Below are 18200 nucleotides of genomic sequence, written 5' to 3' on the forward strand. Positions count from 1 at the left end.
TTGCCCAAGGACACTGTGCACATGTACGACTCGACACTGACCCTCAACGCTTTCGACCCAGAGCTGCACGAAGCGATTCACAACGAAGTGCATCGTCAGGAAGACCATATCGAGCTGATCGCCTCGGAAAACTACGCCAGCCCGCTGGTAATGCATACCCAGAGCACGGTGTTCACCAACAAGTACGCCGAAGGCTACCCCGGCAAGCGCTATTACAGCGGCTGTGAATACGTCGACGTGGCCGAGCGGCTGGCCATCGAACGGGTCAAGGCCCTGTTCAACTGCGACTATGCCAACGTGCAACCCCATGCAGGCGCCCAGGCCAATGCGGCGGTGTTCCTGGCACTGATCAACCCCGGTGATACGGTGATGGGCATGAACCTGGCCCAGGGCGGGCACCTGACCCACGGCAACCCGGCGAACTTTTCGGGGCGCCACTACCGCATCGTGCCTTATGGGCTGGACCCTGAAACCGGCTTTCTTGACTATGACGAGATGGAACGCATCGCCCTGCGCACACGCCCCAAAATGTTGATCGGCGGCTTTTCCGCTTATTCGCGGTACAAGGACTGGGCCCGCATGCGCAGCATTGCCGACAAGGTAGGGGCTATCTTCTGGGTCGATATGGCCCATGTCGCCGGGCTGGTCGCTGCGGGCGAATACCCCGACCCGCTTCCCCATGCCCATGTGGTCACCAGCACGACGCACAAAACCCTTCGCGGGCCTCGCGGCGGTTTGATTTTGTCCAAGGGCCAGGACGAAACCTTCTACAAAAAACTCGATTCGGCGGTGTTCCCGGGCGTGCAAGGCGGGCCGCTGATGCACCAGATCGCGGCCAAGGCCGTGGCGTTCAAGGAAGCGCTTGCGCCTGCATTTCGGACCTATCAAACCCAGGTGGTCGTCAATGCCCGGGCGATGGCTGCAGTGCTGCAAGAGCGCGGCTACAAGATCGTCTCGGGCGGTACCGACAACCATATGATGCTGATCGACCTGTCCGACAAACCCTACACCGGCAAGGAGGCTGACGCGGCGCTGAGCAGTGCCTATATCACCGCCAACAAAAACTCGGTGCCCAATGACCCGCGCTCGCCTTTTGTGACCTCCGGCCTTCGGATCGGCACCCCGGCGGTGACCACCCGTGGGTTTGGTGTAGAGGCGTGTGAGCAAGTGGCTGGCTGGTTGTGCGACGTACTCGACGCGCTGCAAAGCGGCGACAGCGATAAGGTCGGGCACGCTGTGCGCGAACAGGTCGTCGCACTGTGCCGGCGTCATCCGGTGTATCGCTAAGCCTGGTCCGGCCATCGCCTGAGGGGGCGGTGGCCGGGGCTCATCAGCCGCTCCCCTTCGCTACACCCACCCGCCACTGCGCGGGCGGCAACACCCCGTTGACCAGGTAATTGCCCACAATCCGCGACTTGTATACCCGCGGATTGTGGTTCGCCAAGGTGCGCGCATTGCGCCACAACCGGTCCAGCGCTTTGTCGCTGGCGGTGGCACTGGCGCCCAGCGCATCGAACAGCGCGGTGGTGGCCGCCAGCGTCGCATCCACTACCGGGTTGACCGCCAGGCACACTTCCAGCTCCGCCAGCGCCACGTGCGGGTCGTCATCATGCAGCGGCTGGCCATGGGCGATCACGTGGTGCGCCGTGCGCTCCAGGCGTTGCGCCGCCTGCTGCGCGATGGCTTGCGCGGCGTAGGCTTGGCTCGCCACCTCGCCGATCACCTGCAGCAGTTGCACGTCCTGCGCGGCGGTGTCGGCGTTGCCGGTGGTGAACGTGCGGGCGCGCCGGCTGAGTTCTTCGGCGCCACTCAGTGCAGCGCGGCGGGCGATGCCGGCGAGGGTGCTGAGGTGGTAGAGCTGGAAGAACGATTGGCCGTGGCCAAAGCGCTGCTGGGTCAGGCGCACCTCGTCGTCCACCACCGGCGCGTTGTCGAAAATGCAGGTGCCGCTGGCGGTGAGGCGTTGGCCGAAGCCGTTCCAGTCATCCACGATCTGCACGCCGGGAGCCTTGAGGTCGACGACCACGCTGTAATGTGTGCCGTCTTCACCGGTAGCGATGGTGTTGATCAGGTCGCTGTAGAGCGCGCCGGTGGTGTAGAACTTTCTGCCGCTGATGCGCAAGGCGCCGGTTGCGTCGCGGTGCAGGCGGGTCTCGAAATCGCCCCGTGCCTGGGTGCCGACTTCGGTGCTGCCGGGGGAAAGCAGGGCGCCCTGGCCGAGGCGATCGAGCCATTTGGCGCGCCAGTCGAGGTCCTTGGCGCTGAGTACGTCTTCGCAAAAACCGAAGTGGCCGCGCAGGGCCTGGGTGATGTTGGAGTCGGCGGCGGACAGCTCGGTGAGCAGGGCGAGCAGCTCGACCAGGGTGGCGTCCTGGCCGCCATAACTGACGGGCAGACGCCAACGGGGCAAGCCCAGGGCGTTCAGTTGCTGGATCACCGAGGCGAGGTTGCCGCGTGTCTGATCCGCCTCGGCGGCCTGCGCGAGAATCTGCGCAAACAGCGGGCGAAACGGCGCGGCCAGTTGTTCGTAGCGGGCGGTGGGCGGTGCGCCCCAGATATTCAAAGCGGGAATCGACATGCAATGGACCTTGCTGAAAGAGGTTCAGGTGCTGGGGTCCAGTGGTCTGGTGACGTCACCCTAACCCAAGGGTGGCGAAATTTTTAATACGAAAAGTAGCTAGCGAGCTGTGAGGCAGTTCTATCGATAGTGCACAACAGTATTAAACGCCGCGCTTTTATTGCGATAGCTTCTAGGGCGAACGACCAGACTGCATGCTCACAGATGGTTGAAACCGACCAACTACCCTGTGGGTGATTTCATGATCAACCGTCGAACACTGCTCTCTCTGCTGGGCCTGGCCTCGCTCTCCTTGTACGGCCCTTCAACATGGGCGGCGCAGCCTCAAACATTGATTGTGGGCGATCAGTTCTTCTCCAATCGCATCGTGCTGGAGCTTTCGGGCGAGCTCAAAGACCTGCCCTATAAGATCGACTTCAAACGCTTCAACACCGGCTCTCCCGTGGCCTCGGCGGTGGCCAGCGGCGCGCTGGACGTAGGCATCGTCGGCGATACCCCGGTGATCAGCCTGGCCGCCAATGGCGCGCCGGTCAAGGTGGTCGCCAGCACCCAGACCAGCCTCGACGGCGTGGGCATCGTGGCGCGCAAGGGCATTCACTCGGTGGCGGACCTCAAAGGCAAGACCGTCGCCATCTGGAACGGCTCGTGGAGCCAGCAACTGGCGTATAAGGCGCTGGACGAAGCCGGTGTGCCGCGCAGCAGCGTCCACTTCAAATACCTGCTCCCGGCCGAAGCGAGCCTGGCGCTGACCCAGGGCGACATCGATGCCTTCGGTACGTGGGAACCCTATGTGTCGTTGCAGGAAAAAGAAGGCAGCACCTTGATCCGCAACGCCAAGGGCTTGATGAGCGCGCCGACTTACATCGTGGCGTATGAACCGGCGTTGGCGCAGAAAAGCGCGATTATCAAGGACTTCATCGCACGCCTCACCCGTGCGCGTGTATGGAGCGCCACGCACGTTGATGAGTATGCCGAGGCGTGGTCCAAGGCCAACCAGTCGGCGCCGGAAATCGCCAAGGTGTGGTTCAAGCGCGATGCAATCAAGGTGCTGCCCATCTCGCCGAAGATTGTCAGCGAAGCCCAGGCCACGGCGGATTTCCTGGTGGATGCGCAGATGCTGAAGCAGCGGTATGACGTGGCGCCGTTGTTTGATCGGGCGCTTTAAACGCGCAGGAAACAAGCACTCATAGTCTCGGCCGAACGTTTGTACGGTGCTGAACTAGGATTTTTTCTTCCGGAGCTCATCGGAAACAAAAATTCACTGGCATCGACAAGGAGTAGCCAGTAGGCTACAAGTGATACTTTGACTAACGTAATCGGCAGGACGCCGGAGTTTGATACATGGCTCGACGGCATGAGGGATATTTGTGGGAAAGTGGCTGTTCTGACTCGGCTGGACAGAGCCGAAGAAAACAATTTTGGCGATTGCGAGCCGGTAGGCGGTGGCTTGAGTGAAATGCGGGTGTTCGTCGGGCCCGGCTACAGGATGTACTTTGTACGGACGGGCATCACCGCTTACCTGATGCTGTGGGGAAGCGATAAAACCGACCAAAAGAGAGGAATCAAACGGGCAAAAGAGATTCTCGATGCCCTGAGAGGCAGATGAAATGAGCGAATCGAAATTCAAACCAGAGGACATGCCGATCCTCGATCTTGATACATCCGGCACCAGCGTCTATGAAGCTTCACGCTTCCTCGACAGCCCAGAAACGATCAGCGCGTACCTCGCGCAAAGCATGAGGTCTCAAGACCCTCAAATACTCATGAAGGCGCTGGCCGAGGTTGCCAAGGCGCAAGGAGTGAATAAAGTTGCCGAGGCCGCGGGGGTTAATCGCGAGAGCCTTTACAAGACGCTGAAAGGCGGCTCAAAAACGCGCTATGAAACGATCCAAAAGTTAATGGTTGCGTTAGGGGTCGAGCTGACCGTGCAGCCAATCCAACGACCACTATCCGTAAAGTAACTAAGTCCAAATGTGGGAGCTGTCGAGCCCCGGCGAGGCTGCGAAGGCGGCGGCACTGGCAACATCTTTATCGCCTGACCCACCGCTTTCGCAGCCTCGCTAAAGCTCGACAGCTCCCACAGGGGATCGGCTGTGTCCGGCGGAATTGGGTTGTGCCTGTGAACGCAATTTCAGCAACGACCGAGATCAAATGTGGGAGCTGTCGAGCCCCGGCGAGGCTGCGAAGGCGGCGGCACTGTTAACATCTTCATCAGCTGCCCCACCGCTATCGCAGCCTCGCTAAAGCTCGACACACATCTACCCACCCTATCGAACCGTCAGCGCACCAGGCACGGTTGCTTGTTGTTGAAGCGCCAGCCCGGAATCAGGAACTGCATCGCCACACTGTCATCCCGCGCGCCGAGGCCCATGCCCTTGTACAGTTCGTGGGCCTTGGCCACGGCGTCCATGTCGATGTCCACGCCCAGGCCTGGCTTGCTCGGCACTTTCACGTAACCGCCTTCGATTTGCAGCGGCTCGCGGGTCAGGCGCTGGCCGTCCTGCCAGATCCAATGGGTGTCGATGGCGGTGATGTCGCCCGGTGCTGCGGCGGCGACTTGGGTGAACATCGCCAGGGAAATATCGAAGTGGTTGTTGGAGTGCGAGCCCCAGGTCAGGCCCCATTCATGGCACATCTGCGCCACGCGCACCGAACCTTGCATGGTCCAGAAGTGCGGGTCGGCCAGTGGAATGTCCACCGATTGCAATTGGATCGCGTGGCCCATTTCGCGCCAGTCGGTGGCGATCATGTTGGTGGCGGTTTTCAGGCCCGTGGCGCGGCGGAATTCGGCCATGACTTCGCGGCCCGAGTAGCCGTTCTCGGCGCCGCACGGGTCCTCGGCGTAGGCCAGCACGTGGTGCTGGTCGCGGCACAGGCGGATGGCTTCTTTCAACGACCAGGCGCCGTTGGGGTCCAGGGTGATACGTGCCGTCGGAAAGCGTTCGGCCAGGGCGGTGACGGCTTCGATTTCCGCGTCGCCGCTGAGGACGCCGCCCTTGAGCTTGAAGTCGTTGAAGCCGTATCTGGCCTGCGCGGCTTCGGCCAGGCGCACCACGGCGTCGCTGGTCAGGGCCTTTTCGTGGCGCAGGCGGAACCAGTCATCGTCGCTGTCGGCTTCGTTGCGGTAGGCCAGATCGGTGGCACTGCGGTCGCCGACGTAGAACAGGTAGCCGAGCATTTTCACCGCATCGCGCTGCTGGCCTTCGCCGAGCAGGGCCGCCACCGGGACGTCGAGAAACTGGCCGAGCAAGTCGAGCAGCGCGGCTTCCATGGCGGTGACGGCGTGGATGGTGATGCGCAGGTCAAACGTCTGCAAACCGCGCCCTGCCGAGTCGCGTGACGCGAAGGTGCTGCGCATCTGGTTGAGCACGCGCTGGTACTGGCCGATAGGCTGGCCGATCACCAGGCCGCGGGCGTCTTCCAGGGTTTCGCGGATGCGCTCGCCGCCGGGTACCTCACCTACACCGGTATTGCCGGCGCTGTCCTTGAGGATAACGATATTGCGTGTGAAATAAGGCCCATGGGCGCCGCTCAGGTTGAGCAGCATGCTGTCGTGGCCGGCGACGGGGATGACCTGGAAGTGGGTGACGACGGGAGTGTTCATGGCAAATTCCTGAAGTGACTTAAAGAGGTTTGCTGATGGCAGCGCCGGTGGCCGAGGCGTCGGCTGGCGTCAGTGCGACCGAGGGCTTGGTCTTGGCAAAGAACACCAGGATCGCCGCAAGCACCGAGGTCCCGGCCAGGCCGTAGAGGCCGCCCTGGATCGAACCTGTGGTCTGTTCCAGAAAACCGAAGGTAGTCGGTGCGACGAAGCCACCCAGGTTGCCGATGGAGTTGATCAGCGCGATCACCGCGGCGGCGATACGCACGTCCAGGTAGCCCTGGGGAATCGGCCAGAACAGCGACGACGCCGACTTGAAACCGATGGCCGCAAAACAGATCGCCACAAAGGCGAAGACCGGCCCGCCGGTGGTGGACATGAACATGCCCGCTGCGGCAATCAGCAGCGCCGCAGCGACCCAGGCCTGCTGAAACTTGAACTTGCCCGACAGCGAGGCGAAGGCGTACATGGCGATGATCGAGATCAGCCACGGAATCGAATTGAAGAAACCGACCTGTACATCACTCAAGTCCCCCATCTTCTTGATGATGCTTGGCAGCCAGAACGTCGCCGCGTAGATCGTCAGTTGGATGCAGAAGTACAGCGCGCAGAACAGCATGATCTGGCGATCCCTGAGCAGCTTGCCGATGGTCGGTTTGACGGTGGTGAGGGCCTCGCGCTCGCGCTGTTCCTGGTCGATCGCATTGACCAGGGCGTCCTGTTCTTCGCGGGTCATCCATTTGGCGTCGTGGGGTTTTGAGTCCAGCCAGAACCACACAAAAAAGCCGATCACCACCGAGGCCAGGCCTTCAATAGCAAACATCCATTGCCAGCCGTGCAAGCCAAACCCTTCGATCTGCAGCAGCGCGCCCGACAGCGGCCCGGAAATCAGCGACGCAATCGCCGAGCCACTGAGGAAAATCGCGATGGCCTTACCGCGCTCCACACCGGGCAACCAGCGTGTGAAGTAGTAGATCACGCCAGGGAAGAAACCGGCCTCGGCCACGCCCAGCAGAAAGCGCAGGATGTAGAAGTGGGTTTCGTTCTGGATGAACGCCATCAGGGTCGCGACGATGCCCCAGGTGAACATGATGCGGGTCAGCCAGATACGTGCACCGACCTTTTGCAGCAGCATGTTGGAAGGCACTTCGAACAGCGCGTAGCCGATGAAAAACAGCCCGGCGCCGAAGCCATAGGCCGCCGCGCCGATGCCCAGGTCATGCTCCATGTGCGTACGCACAAAGCCGATATTGACCCGGTCGATGTAATTGAGGATGAACATGATCACGAACAGTGGGAGCACATGGCCCTTCACTTTCTTCACGGCGCGCGCGAGGACTGGATCACTGTCTGGTGCGGCAGATACCTGGCTTGAATGGCTCACAATTGAAACTCCCCCTGATTATTTTTATGCGGGTTTGCGTGTCTTGTTGATAGACATCATACAAGTAGGTTTCTTTTGGCTGCAATGCGTTAATGATTGTTTTGTTCGCTTGATGGCGTGTATGGGCCGGATTGTTGATATTTAAGCGTGCAATAACAGCGGGTTAGCTAATTTTTTCCGTGCGGTTCACCCTTTGGGTGCTACGGAGGCTAACGTTTGGAGGTGGGGTAAGGATCTAGGTTGTCATACAAGATGGCGGTTTATTGAATCGACCTGAGACCATCTCCAGGCCGGATGTTAAGCTCCCCCCAGCTCAACCCCGTGGACCTCCCAGCAATGCCCATTGAACGTGCAACCCCCCTCCGTAGACGCTCCACCAACCTGGCCCAGGGCGTGGTCGATGCGCTGACCCAACGCATCCTGCTCGGTCAATTGAAGCCCGGTGAAAAACTGCCCTCCGAATCCACCATCGTGCAGGAGCACGGCGTAAGCCGAACCGTCGTGCGCGAAGCACTTTCGAAGTTGCAGGCGTCGGGACTGGTCGAGACCCGTCATGGGATCGGTACCTTCGTACTGCTGCAGCAAGCCCAGCAAGGTTTGCGGCTGCACGTGGACACCGTGGCGAGTGTGCGCAACATGCTGGAGTTGCGCCTGGGCCTGGAGGTTCAAGCCGTGGCACTGGCGGCGTTGCGTCGAACCGACGATCAATTGGGTCATATGCGCCAGGCGCTCGATGACTACCAGGCCTCCCTGGCCAACAACGACAGCTGCGTGGAGGAAGACAAGCGCTTTCACCAACTGATCGCCGAAGCCACCGGCAATACCTTCTTCACCGAAATCACGCTGCACCTGGGCAATGCGATGATCCCGCGCACTCAAGTGAAGGTCGATGAGCGTGGCGGCGCCGACTTTGCCAAATTGGGGCAATTGGCGAACCTGGAACACGAGGCGATCTTCAATGCGATCAAGCGCCAGGACCCGGACGCTGCCCGCGCCGCCATGGTGCTGCACTTGACCAACAGCCGGGACCGTTTTTCGGGGGAGCAGCGTCGGTGAACGAACACACGCTATCGATGCGCCTGGAACGCGTGGCGGCCAACGTGCCCCTGGGCGCGCGCCTGGCCGATATCGGCTCCGACCACGGCTACTTGCCGGTGGCGTTGATGCGTCGAGGCGCAATCGTCGCGGCGCTGGCGGGGGAGGTGGCGACTACGCCCTTCCATGCGGCGCAGCGCACGGTGCGCGACAACGGCCTGGAGCCACGGATTGCGGTGCGCCTGGCCGATGGCTTGGCGGCAATCGAACCCCGCGACGGCATCACAGCGATCAGCGTCTGCGGCATGGGCGGCGAGACGATCCGCGACATTCTCGAACGCGGCAAGGCGTACCTGAACGGGCAGGAACGGCTGATCCTGCAACCCAACGGTGGCGAGCAACCGCTGCGGCATTGGCTGATGGACAACGGTTATTCCATCGTCCGTGAAGAGCTGCTCCGGGAGAACCGGTTCTATTACGAAATTATCGTCGCCGAGCGCGCCGGACCGGTGGCGTATACCGCTGAGCAGTTGTATTTCGGCCCGCTGCAGATGCAGGCGCGCAGTCCGGTATTCCTGGCCAAGTGGCAGCGCATGCTGAGCCAGAAGCGAAAGACGTTGGTCAGCCTGAAGCACGCGCGGCAGGCGGTGCCTGAGGAGAAGGTGCAGGAGATTGCCAGGCAGGCCAAATGGATTACTGCGTTATTGGCGTGATTGATAGGTCGGTGGGCGCCTGCAGGAGGTGCGTTTCCGATCAGTGACATGGCATTTTGCCTTTAGTTATTTCAAAGCTTCGCCCCCCGGTATACCGTATGCGCTGTCTTTGGGAGTGGTCGGACATGCACAGCCTTTTGTCACCCGGTATCCGCCTGCTCGGGCGTGTCGGTTTCGCGCGTAAATTCCAGATCCTTTTTTTCCTGTTCATGCTGCCCCTGGCGGGTAGCCTGTGGATTATCGGGTCGGACTATCGCGACAAATTAACCGTGATTTCCAGCGAGCAGTCCGGCGTTCGCCAACTGTTGGCACTTGAAGCGCTCGATAGCCAGCTGGCGGCTCAGCGTAACCTGGCGGCACGCTGGAAAGCACTCGACATCATGCACGCGCCAACGCCGGCGGCGAAGGCGGCGATGGATAAGGTCGATGCCAACGTCCCGCTGATCCAGCAAAGCCTGCAAGCGCTGGGCGACGCACTCAAGGCCGAAAATGCCGGTGCCGATATCATGACCCGTTTCGAGGCCTTGCAAGCCGTGGTCAAGGGCATGGATTCCCAATCACTGCGCAGCGTGGGCTGGTGGCCGGACGGCTATGACCGTTTCACCGCGATCCTGGCGGCCGCGCAAACCCTGCGTGAACAGGTTGCCCTGGATAGCGGGCTGATCCTCGACCCGTGGCTGGAAACCTACCTGCTGATGCAGATTTCCACCCAGTACTCTTCCGATCTGATCGAGCGCATCGGCCGCATGGCCAGTGTCGGCCAGTCGTCCATCGCCTCGGGGCAGTTCACCCTGCAAAGCCGTTTGCAGATGCGTGACTTGCGTAGCCGTATTGGTGATGCGCGGGACCAGTTGGTCAAGGTGGCGGCTTCGCTGAAAGCCAAGCCTTACACCGGCATGGAGCCCTGGGCCGAGCAATATGAAAACAGCCTGCAACGCCTGGATAACGAGCTCAAGGTACTCGACGATGGGGTTTTCGGCGGTACCATCAAACTCGATACCGCAGGCTTCGAGCGCAGTGTCGACACCCTGCTCGACAGTGCCGGCGCGCTGCGCAGGCAATCGCTCGACTCGCTGGATGCGCGGCTTGATTACTACCGTGAGGCCTCGCTGAAAAAGTTCCTTCCCCTGGCGGCGACCTTCAGCCTGCTGGCCTTGGCTGCGCTGTACCTGTTCATGTGCCTGCAAGCGTCCATCCGCCGCAGCGCCAGCGGCATCACCACCCTGGCCGAGTCCCTGCGTGACGGCAATCTGTGTGTCGAGGTGGCAGTGGAGGGGCGTGACGAACTCGCTGCCATCAGCACGGCGCTGAACGTCGCGGTGGTGCAATTGCGCGCCAGCCTGCTGGGCGTCAATCACGAGACGCAGCAACTCGGTTCAGCGGTGCTCACGCTCAACGCGCAATCGGGCAGTACCCTCACCGAAGTCGAAGACCAGCAACATCAGATCAGCCAGATCGCCGCGGCCGCCACGCAGTTGGCCGCCACTTCCCTGGGTGTCGCGCGCAGTTGCGAGCAAGCCTCCGGCAGTGCCCAGCACACCCGGCGTATTGCCGAAGACAGCAGCCGCGACAGCCAACGCACCACCGCCAGCATCCAGCAGCTCAACCAGCGCCTGACGGACACCGCCGATGCGCTGGCGCAAGTCAGCCAGCAGGGCCAACAGATTCAATCGGTGGTCGACACCATTCGCGCCATCGCCGAACAGACCAACCTGCTGGCGCTCAACGCCGCCATCGAAGCCGCCCGCGCCGGCGAGCAAGGCCGAGGCTTTGCCGTAGTGGCCGATGAAGTGCGCAGCCTGTCGCAACGCACCCAGGCCTCCACGGCGCAGATCGCCGGCACCGTGGACAGCCTGCGCGCGACGGTGAGCCAGGCGGTCACCTTGATGGGCGCGGCCTGTGAACAAGCGCTGACCGACGCCGCGTCCGTCACCGGGCTGGGCACGCGCCTGGGCGAGATCGCCGGCGCGGTGCAGAACGTCACCGACACCCTGGCGCAGATCGCCACGGCGGTTGAGGAGCAAGCCGCGACGGCGGACGAGGTGAGCGGCAATATCCAGCAAGTCGACCAGGCGGCCGGGCGCTTGCTCGATGGCGCAAGGGCCGTCAACCGAGCGGCCGACACCCTGAGCAAGGGCAGCCAGGCCCTGAGTGACAACACTGCGCGGTTTCGTCTGGGCTGAGCTGATGTTCACAGGCTGAACACATCCCCCTGTGGGAGCTGGCTTGTCGGATCGCCGCACCGCTGCGATGGCGGTGGTTCAGTCACTCCATCTGGCACTGACACACCGCTATCGCAGGCAAGCCAGCTCCCACATTTGATCTCCAGTGTTTTCAATACCATGCCAGCCATCTGAACCTTCGGCCGCGACAGGGCTCACTTGTTAAGTCACCCTGTTCCCTTGCCGAAAGGAATTCGCATGCCTGCCACGACCCTCGCCCCCGTGACCCGCGAACTGAGCCTGCGCGCCGTCATCACCGGCACCGTCCTCGGCATCCTGCTCACGCCTTCCAACGTGTACGCGGGGCTGAAGATCGGTTGGTCGTTCAATATGTCGATCATTGCCCTGTTGGTCGGTTACGCGATCTGGCAAGGCTTGACCAAGCGCTCCACCGGGCAATTGCCGTGGACCTTGCACGAAAGCAACATCAACCAGACCGTGGCCTCGGCTGCCGCGTCGATCATTTCCGGCGGGCTGGTGGCGCCGATCCCTGCCTACACCTTGCTCACCGGCAACCAACTGGATGCCATCCCCATGATTGCCTGGGTGTTCTCGGTCAGCTTCCTGGGCATCTGGATCGCCTGGTACCTGCGCCCGTCATTGCTCAATGACAAGGCGCTGAAGTTTCCCGAAGGCATGGCCACCCTCGAAACCCTGTTGCACATCTACAACCACGGCCGCGAAGCCGCGACGCGCTTGAAGGTGCTGCTCAGCGCGGCGTTGCTGTCGGGGTTGGTCAAATGGGTGGACACTTTTCTGTGGGCCTTCCCACGCTGGTCGCCCAGCGCTCAGTTGGAGCGCCTGACCTTTACCGCCGATCCTTCACTGTTGCTGGTGGGTTTTGGCGGCATTATTGGCATTCGCGTGGGCCTGACCCTGTTGCTCGGTGCTTTGCTCGCCTGGGGCGGCCTGGGGCCGTGGCTTTTGGCGCAGAACCTGGTGACCTTGCCCGCAGGCAGCCAAGGCCCGCAATTTGCCGCACTGGTGGAGTGGTTGCTCTGGCCGGGCGTGAGCCTGATGGTGTGTTCCACCTTGGCCTCACTGGCGATTCGTCTCTGGGCCTTGCATCGGTCTACCCGTTCCCTCGGCGGCGCAACCTGGACGGTGCCCAAACCTGGGCCCGCAGCGGGTTTGGTCGTGTCGATTATCCTGGTGGTCAGCCTGCAGGCGGCGCTGTTCGGCATCAACCTGTGGATGGCCTTGCTCACCATTCCGTTGGCGGTCTGCCTGGCTGCGGTCGCCGCGCGCGTGGTGGGCGCCACCGGCATTCCCCCGATCGGCGCCATCGGCCAACTGTCGCAGCTGAGCTTTGGCATCGTCGCGCCGGGGCAGGTGCCGATCAACCTGATGAGCGCCAACACGGCCGGCGGCTCGGCTGGGCAGTGCACCGACTTGATGAATGACTTCAAGGTGGGCAAGGCCATCGGCGCCACGCCGCATAAACAGGTGATCGCGCAGATCCTGGGGATTTTCATCGGCAGCATCGTCGGTGTGTTCGCCTACCTGGCGCTGATCCCCGACCCACAAACCATGCTGCTCACCGAAGAATGGCCGGCGCCAGCGGTCGCCACTTGGAAAGCCGTGGCGCAAACCCTTACCCACGGGTTGGACTCATTGTCGACCAGCATCCGCTGGGCGATTGCCATCGGTGGCGTGGTGGGCGTGTTGCTCGGCGTGCTGGACAGCCTGTTGCCCGCCCATCGCGCGCGCTACCTGCCCAGCGCCGCGGCATTGGGCCTGGCCTTTGTACTGCCGGCCTCGGTGTCGCTGATGATGGCCCTGGGCGCCGTGCTCACCTGGCTGGTGAGTTGCCGCTGGCCGAGCCTCACCGAACGCTTCGCGATAACCGCCGCCGCCGGGTTGATCGCCGGGGAGAGCATCACCGGCGTGGGCGCTTCCTTGTGGGCGATGGTGGGGAACGGCTGAGGGGGAACGAGGCTCGGCATGGCGCGAGCCTGTTGATCAGGCTCAGGCGATTTTCACATTCATGGTGATCTTCGCGGTGAACACCTTCACTTCGCCCGCATCGAAGATATCCACCGGCACGATCTTGTCCCCGGCGGTTTCCCAATCAATCCCACTGCCATCCGCCACGGCGCGGATGTTCGACTTGGCCTTGGCCAGGTACTCCACGGTCATGCCCTTGGGAATCCATTTGGCGCCTGCGGGGATGGAGGCGTCGGTCATCATCCCGCCCGCAAGCTCGGCCGCGTTGCACAGTGCGATCGCATGCACAGAGGCCAGGTGGTTGGTGATTTCCTTGCGAAACGGCACTTCGACCACCGCGTGCCCTGGGCGCAACTCGGTGATGGTGGGCGTGATGGTGCTGAAGTAGGGCGCCATCTGGCACGCCAGGTTGCTGAACGCAGACGCACCGACGCTATTGAACATGCTGAGAGCCTGACTCATGGAATATCCTCACAATGGATTAACAGAATAATATTCTGTAAAGGAACAATATTCCGTATATTCCGTGCATGTCAAGCCATGCCTTCTCTACGGGCTGCCGTAGCTTTAGACTGCGTCCATTTGGCGAGCCACTTCATGCACGCACCTGATCTGATCGAGCGCTCCTTCCCGGGCCGGCGCAGCGACCTTAAGCGCAGCATCCTGCGCGAGGCCCTGGCCTGCTTTAACGAAGTGGGTATCGAAGCCACCAATATCGAGACCATCCGCGCGCGGTGCGAGACCAGCGTCGGCGCCATCTACCATCATTTCGGCAACAAGGAAGGCATTGTCGCCGCGCTGTTTTTTGCCGCGCTGGAAGACCAGGCCGCCCTGCGAGAGCGCTACTTGCAGCAGGCGCAGACTGCCCAGGCGGGCGTGGAAGCCCTGGTGCGCAGTTACGTGGAGTGGGTCGACGCGCAACCCGACTGGGCGCGGTTTGTATTCCAGAGCCGTTTCGCCGTGGCCAATGGTCCGTTCAAGGACGAGTTGCTCAGCCGTAACAAACAGCGCAATCGGCAACTGACCGAGTGGATGAGCGACGAAGGGCGCCGTGCGGCGTTCAGCCATGTTCCCGCCGAGCTTTTGCTGTCGCTGATCATCGGCGCAGCGGAGAGCTACGCCCGGGCGTGGTTGTCTGGCCGGGTCAAGAAAAGCCCGAACGAGTACGCAGCCTTGCTGGCGCAGGCGGCATGGGCGTCGATCAGCCAGACGAGTGCATAATTTAATCTCGGCACTCCTGGGCGCTGGCGTAGTCTCTTTCAGGACCCCTTTTCCCGGAGCACGCCATGATCATCGTCCACCACCTCAACAACTCACGCTCGCAACGCATCCTGTGGCTGCTCGAGGAACTTGGCCTGCCCTACGAAATCAAGCGCTACCAGCGCGACCCCAAGACCAACCTGGCGCCGCCTGAGCTCAAGGCCATTCACCCGCTGGGCAAATCCCCGGTGATCGAAGACGGCGGCCACGTGCTGATCGAATCCGCCGCCATCATCGACTACCTGATCCGCCGGCACGGCCAGGGCCGCCTGCAACCGGATCCGGCCAGCGCGGCTTACGACGCGTACGTGCAATGGCTGCACTTTGCCGAAGGTTCGGCCATGCTGCCGTTGATGCTCAATCTTTATGTGGGCCGCCTCGGCGATGCAGGCGCGCCGCTGCATCCACGCATTGAATCGGAAGTGGCCAATTATTTGGGTTACCTCAACGACGTGCTGGGGCAGACCCCGTACCTGCTCGGCGATGAGTTGAGCGGCGCCGACATCCAGATGAGCTTTATCGGCGAAGTGGCAGGGGCCCAAGGCAAGTTGCAGGCCTACCCGAACCTGGCGGCATGGGTGCAAAAATTCCAGGCACGGCCTGCGTATCGCAAGGCGGTGGAGCAGGGCGGGGAGTATGCGTTCGCCAAATGACTCCATAAATATTGGCACAACTTTGTAGTGAGCGGGCTTGTCCCGCGCTGGGTGGCGAAGCCGCCCCAACAAAGACGCCGCTGAGTTCCAGATAATCCGAGGTTGCTTGATTGGGGCCGCTTCGCAGCCCAGCGCGGGACAAGCCCGCTCACTACAAGTGCTCCTGCGTTCTCAAAAAAAGACTTGGCGAGGCTGCGAAGGGATCACCTCGGTGCCCCTGTTAGCTAGCCGCTACGCCTGTATCGCATCGCTTTCTCTCAGCGCACTGCTTGGATTATGCGCTTTCCATGGCTCTCGTCCATTTGCAAAATGCAAGCTCTAACCTAGCCATTGAGACCTGATCATGCCATTCGATACCTGGCTGCTCTACTTGGTTACCTGCTGCGGCATCGCGGTAGTACCCGGGCCGAACGCGTTATTGGCGCTGGCCCATGGCGCGATCCATGGCAGCCGCAGAACACTGTTCACCATCACCGGTGGCGTGCTCGGTTTCGCCATGGTGCTGACGCTGTGCGCGTTGGGCCTGGGCGCCTTGATCCAGGCATCCGCCACCTGGTTCATGGCCTTGAAAATTGCCGGCGGGCTCTACCTGATCTGGTTGGGCCTGGGCCTGTGGCGTTCAGCGCCCATCAACCTTGATACCCCCGCTACGGCCGGCCCGCAACGTTGGTCGCTGTTGCGCCAAGGGCTGGTCTCAGCCATTTCAAATCCCAAGGCGCTGCTGCTGTTTACCGCGTTTATTCCACCCTTCCTGGACCCGCACCGCAGCATTTTCGCGCAGACGGCGGCGATCGCGCTGACCTACGCCGTCGTCGAGTTTGTTGTCGAATACACGGTCGCCAGCGCAGCGCACAAGGTCAGGCCTTGGCTGGCGCGAACCGGGCGACGGTTCAATAAAACCTGCGGCGGGTTCTTCGTGCTGTTCGGGGTGGCCTTGCCGATGCATGGCTGAGGCCCGTCTCACCGCACACGCGTGCGGCTCTGCACCGCCAGATCCAACGCCTTTTGCATGTCCAGCCGCGCCGAACGGCCTACGTCCTTGTCGTTGAGCTGATAGTTACGCTCCGACGGCAGGATCGGCGCGGTCAGGTCCTGCGCGTCGCTGCGTTCGAAGTCATTGTTGTCGCCGATACTCATGGCGCTGCGGCGCAGCAACATGCGCAATTGCTCGGGCTGAAGCTGCGGGTTGATCGACAGCATCGCCGCCAGCAACCCCGCCACCATCGGCGTAGCGTAGGACGTGCCGCAATGCACCACGCCTTCCTCACCGGCCTTTTTAGTAGACGCATGGGCACAGGCCGCAGCGGTGATGTCCACGCGCATGTCCACGTTCGAAGAGCTGCGGGTGACCGCGTAAGCCGGGTCATCGATGGCGACCCCGCCGCGTTCACTGCGCTGGTGCCCGCCGACCACCAGCAATTGTTCGGTGATAAAGGAGGAGGGCAGCCGGTAGTCATCCGTGCCGGAGAATGCCGAGCCGTTGCCCGCGGAGTTCACCACGATCACGTCCGGATGCTCCTTGCGCAGCCACAGGAAAAACTCCTCCAGCAACTCCTCATACCCGCTCATGGCGATACCCGAGCGCAGCAGCGAACCCACCTCATCGCCGTTGACGTCCCTGGCGCCGACACGATGAATCCCCCAGCTCCAGTTGAGCACCCGCACACCGTCCTCTACCAGGTTGACCGATGCGGCGATATTGGCCGTGATGCCGGCGTCGGAATTGCGGTCGACAATCACATCGAAACCACCGCTGGCCTTATCCAGCCCGCGCAGGAAACCGGTGTTGCCGCCATCATCCCACTTCGCCGCAAGAATCCCGGCCACCGTGGTGCCATGCCCGTCTGGAGCACGTGTGTCGCGCGCGTAAACACAGGTGCGCTTGGGCGAACAGCCGCCCAGGTAATCAGCGAAATCCGCCGTGTCGAAATCCACACCGCGCTCGATCACGCCCACACGCACCGGCTGCGGCACAATCGGCGTGTGCTGCCCCGGAAGCCGGCGCTGGTAGTAGGCGACCGCGTCGAGAAAGCGGTTGGCCGCCCATTCATCAGAATCCGCCGCGGGTTTGCTCGGTGCCTTGGGAGGCGTTGCGGCGTGCTCGGATTCTTCGGCAGCGGACTCTTCGATCACCACCGCATCCACACTGGTTTCACTGCCCAGGCGCAGCACCAGGGCATCACGCTGAACCAGGTCCTTGGCCGGCAGGCGCAGTTGAAACAGGTTCAACGGCGCGATACTGCCGACCACAGTGGCCCCGTATTTGTGGGCCAGGCGCTCGGCTTCCTGGCGACCGTCGTGGTCTTCTTCGATCAGCACGCTGACCAGGTCGACGTAGGTGGTCAGGCCGTCCATGTTCTTCGCCACTTCGCCCGGCGTGGCCGCGACTACATGGCTGTTGCGCAGGGTCAGCCAGACAGCGTTGCTGCGGCGGGCGCCATCTTCGAGCCAGAGCGGGCCGCTCTGGTGCTGCACGCTGTCCAGGCGCAAGCGCAGCTGATTGCCGTCGCGTTGCAGCGCACCCGACGGCAGCGCCTTGCCGGCCAGTTTCAGTTGCGGCGTTGCGTCGCCTGATCCGCCTACCTTCAGGCACCAGTCCTGCTGGCGGTTTTCCAACAGGTCGCCGCAGCGTTTCAGGTTTTCCAGCCGCAAGGGCTCCTGGGCGACCGCGCTGGTACTGGCGGCCAGGGTGAAGAAGGTTGCGAGGACAGCGGGGCGTAGGGGCATGGGCAGGATCTTGGCCGAAGTGATGGTGTTCGGACTGCGAAGAGGGGCGCTTCGTTCAGAGGATGAGAATGCAATCTCAG

The 18200-nt window shown here is 62.1% G+C and carries 16 protein-coding genes; 11 read left to right on the forward strand and 5 right to left on the reverse strand.

Annotated elements, in window-relative coordinates; all coding sequences use genetic code 11:
- Positions 1-21: 21 nt before the first annotated feature.
- Entirely contained in the window at positions 22-1287 is a 1266-nt protein-coding gene (glyA, locus tag BLL36_RS21800; RefSeq protein ID WP_076953441.1) for a serine hydroxymethyltransferase, read from the forward strand.
- 43 nt (positions 1288-1330) lie between these two features.
- Here glyA and BLL36_RS21805 read toward each other — a convergent pair whose 3' ends face one another.
- Positions 1331-2578: an acyl-CoA dehydrogenase family protein gene (locus tag BLL36_RS21805; RefSeq protein ID WP_076953443.1), complete on the reverse strand. Its 1248-nt coding sequence runs from the start codon at positions 2576-2578 to the stop codon at positions 1331-1333.
- Between the two features lie 241 nt (positions 2579-2819).
- On the opposite strand from BLL36_RS21805, the gene BLL36_RS21810 reads away from it, so the two are divergent.
- The 3 genes from BLL36_RS21810 to BLL36_RS21820 all read left to right on the forward strand — a co-directional run bounded on the left by BLL36_RS21810 (position 2820) and on the right by BLL36_RS21820 (position 4539).
- Positions 2820-3743 carry an ABC transporter substrate-binding protein gene (locus BLL36_RS21810; protein WP_076953783.1) on the forward strand — a complete coding sequence of 308 codons (924 nt, stop codon included), beginning with the start codon at positions 2820-2822 and terminating at the stop codon, positions 3741-3743.
- Positions 3744-3881: 138 nt separating this feature from the next.
- Positions 3882-4184 (forward strand): type II toxin-antitoxin system RelE/ParE family toxin, encoded by a 303-nt coding sequence (locus tag BLL36_RS21815; protein ID WP_076953446.1) that lies wholly within the window; start codon positions 3882-3884, stop codon positions 4182-4184.
- A 1-nt stretch (position 4185) separates the two neighbouring features.
- The gene (locus BLL36_RS21820; RefSeq protein ID WP_076953449.1) at positions 4186-4539 is read left to right on the forward strand and encodes an addiction module antidote protein; all 354 of its coding nucleotides are present in this window, start codon (positions 4186-4188) and stop codon (positions 4537-4539) included.
- A gap of 317 nt (positions 4540-4856) precedes the next feature.
- On the opposite strand, the gene gudD is transcribed toward BLL36_RS21820, so the two are convergent.
- Both gudD and BLL36_RS21830 read right to left on the reverse strand, forming a co-directional pair.
- Positions 4857-6182: a glucarate dehydratase gene (gene gudD, locus BLL36_RS21825; protein ID WP_076953451.1), complete on the reverse strand. Its 1326-nt coding sequence runs from the start codon at positions 6180-6182 to the stop codon at positions 4857-4859.
- A 19-nt stretch (positions 6183-6201) separates the two neighbouring features.
- Entirely contained in the window at positions 6202-7563 is a 1362-nt protein-coding gene (locus BLL36_RS21830; protein WP_076953452.1) for an MFS transporter, read from the reverse strand.
- A 336-nt stretch (positions 7564-7899) separates the two neighbouring features.
- Here BLL36_RS21830 and BLL36_RS21835 point away from each other — a divergent pair, with 336 nt between their 5' ends.
- From BLL36_RS21835 to BLL36_RS21850, 4 genes are all read left to right on the forward strand, one after another.
- The gene (locus tag BLL36_RS21835) at positions 7900-8619 is read left to right on the forward strand and encodes a FadR/GntR family transcriptional regulator (RefSeq protein ID WP_076953455.1); all 720 of its coding nucleotides are present in this window, start codon (positions 7900-7902) and stop codon (positions 8617-8619) included.
- Entirely contained in the window at positions 8616-9311 is a 696-nt protein-coding gene (locus BLL36_RS21840; RefSeq protein WP_076953456.1) for a tRNA (adenine(22)-N(1))-methyltransferase, read from the forward strand. Before BLL36_RS21835 ends, BLL36_RS21840 begins: the two co-directional genes overlap by 4 nt.
- 125 nt (positions 9312-9436) lie before the next feature.
- Positions 9437-11494 carry a methyl-accepting chemotaxis protein gene (locus BLL36_RS31980; RefSeq protein WP_076953458.1) on the forward strand — a complete coding sequence of 686 codons (2058 nt, stop codon included), beginning with the start codon at positions 9437-9439 and terminating at the stop codon, positions 11492-11494.
- Between the two features lie 237 nt (positions 11495-11731).
- Positions 11732-13459 carry an OPT family oligopeptide transporter gene (locus BLL36_RS21850; RefSeq protein WP_076953459.1) on the forward strand — a complete coding sequence of 576 codons (1728 nt, stop codon included), beginning with the start codon at positions 11732-11734 and terminating at the stop codon, positions 13457-13459.
- A gap of 42 nt (positions 13460-13501) precedes the next feature.
- On the opposite strand, the gene BLL36_RS21855 is transcribed toward BLL36_RS21850, so the two are convergent.
- Complete coding sequence (locus tag BLL36_RS21855; protein ID WP_076953461.1) at positions 13502-13942, reverse strand: hotdog fold domain-containing protein; 441 nt, start codon at positions 13940-13942, stop codon at positions 13502-13504.
- 135 nt (positions 13943-14077) lie between these two features.
- On the opposite strand from BLL36_RS21855, the gene BLL36_RS21860 reads away from it, so the two are divergent.
- The 3 genes from BLL36_RS21860 (at position 14078) to BLL36_RS21870 (ending at position 16345) form a co-directional block, all read left to right on the forward strand.
- Complete coding sequence (locus BLL36_RS21860; RefSeq protein WP_076953463.1) at positions 14078-14701, forward strand: TetR/AcrR family transcriptional regulator; 624 nt, start codon at positions 14078-14080, stop codon at positions 14699-14701.
- Positions 14702-14766: 65 nt separating this feature from the next.
- A complete protein-coding gene (locus BLL36_RS21865) occupies positions 14767-15393 on the forward strand; it encodes a glutathione S-transferase family protein (protein WP_076953465.1) in 627 nt (208 codons plus the stop codon).
- A gap of 343 nt (positions 15394-15736) precedes the next feature.
- Positions 15737-16345: a LysE family translocator gene (locus BLL36_RS21870; RefSeq protein ID WP_076953467.1), complete on the forward strand. Its 609-nt coding sequence runs from the start codon at positions 15737-15739 to the stop codon at positions 16343-16345.
- Positions 16346-16353: 8 nt separating this feature from the next.
- Here the strand turns inward: BLL36_RS21870 and BLL36_RS21875 are convergent, their stop codons facing one another.
- Positions 16354-18120, reverse strand: a complete 1767-nt coding sequence (locus BLL36_RS21875) for a S8/S53 family peptidase (RefSeq protein WP_076953468.1) — start codon at positions 18118-18120, stop codon at positions 16354-16356.
- Positions 18121-18200 lie beyond the last annotated feature (80 nt).

The organism is Pseudomonas cedrina subsp. cedrina, from assembly GCF_001983175.1.
GTDB lineage: Bacteria > Pseudomonadota > Gammaproteobacteria > Pseudomonadales > Pseudomonadaceae > Aquipseudomonas > Aquipseudomonas cedrina.

Coding starts and splice junctions, on each gene's coding strand:
- BLL36_RS21820 (WP_076953449.1), top strand. CDS start 4,186: ATGAGCGAATCGAAATTCAAACCAGAGGACATGCCGATCCTCGATCTT.
- BLL36_RS21865 (WP_076953465.1), top strand. CDS start 14,767: ATGATCATCGTCCACCACCTCAACAACTCACGCTCGCAACGCATCCTG.
- BLL36_RS21850 (WP_076953459.1), top strand. CDS start 11,732: ATGCCTGCCACGACCCTCGCCCCCGTGACCCGCGAACTGAGCCTGCGC.
- BLL36_RS21855 (WP_076953461.1), bottom strand. CDS start 13,942: ATGAGTCAGGCTCTCAGCATGTTCAATAGCGTCGGTGCGTCTGCGTTC.
- BLL36_RS21870 (WP_076953467.1), top strand. CDS start 15,737: ATGCCATTCGATACCTGGCTGCTCTACTTGGTTACCTGCTGCGGCATC.
- BLL36_RS21835 (WP_076953455.1), top strand. CDS start 7,900: ATGCCCATTGAACGTGCAACCCCCCTCCGTAGACGCTCCACCAACCTG.
- BLL36_RS21810 (WP_076953783.1), top strand. CDS start 2,820: ATGATCAACCGTCGAACACTGCTCTCTCTGCTGGGCCTGGCCTCGCTC.
- BLL36_RS21860 (WP_076953463.1), top strand. CDS start 14,078: ATGCACGCACCTGATCTGATCGAGCGCTCCTTCCCGGGCCGGCGCAGC.
- BLL36_RS21875 (WP_076953468.1), bottom strand. CDS start 18,120: ATGCCCCTACGCCCCGCTGTCCTCGCAACCTTCTTCACCCTGGCCGCC.
- gudD (WP_076953451.1), bottom strand. CDS start 6,182: ATGAACACTCCCGTCGTCACCCACTTCCAGGTCATCCCCGTCGCCGGC.
- BLL36_RS21805 (WP_076953443.1), bottom strand. CDS start 2,578: ATGTCGATTCCCGCTTTGAATATCTGGGGCGCACCGCCCACCGCCCGC.
- BLL36_RS31980 (WP_076953458.1), top strand. CDS start 9,437: ATGCACAGCCTTTTGTCACCCGGTATCCGCCTGCTCGGGCGTGTCGGT.
- glyA (WP_076953441.1), top strand. CDS start 22: ATGTACGACTCGACACTGACCCTCAACGCTTTCGACCCAGAGCTGCAC.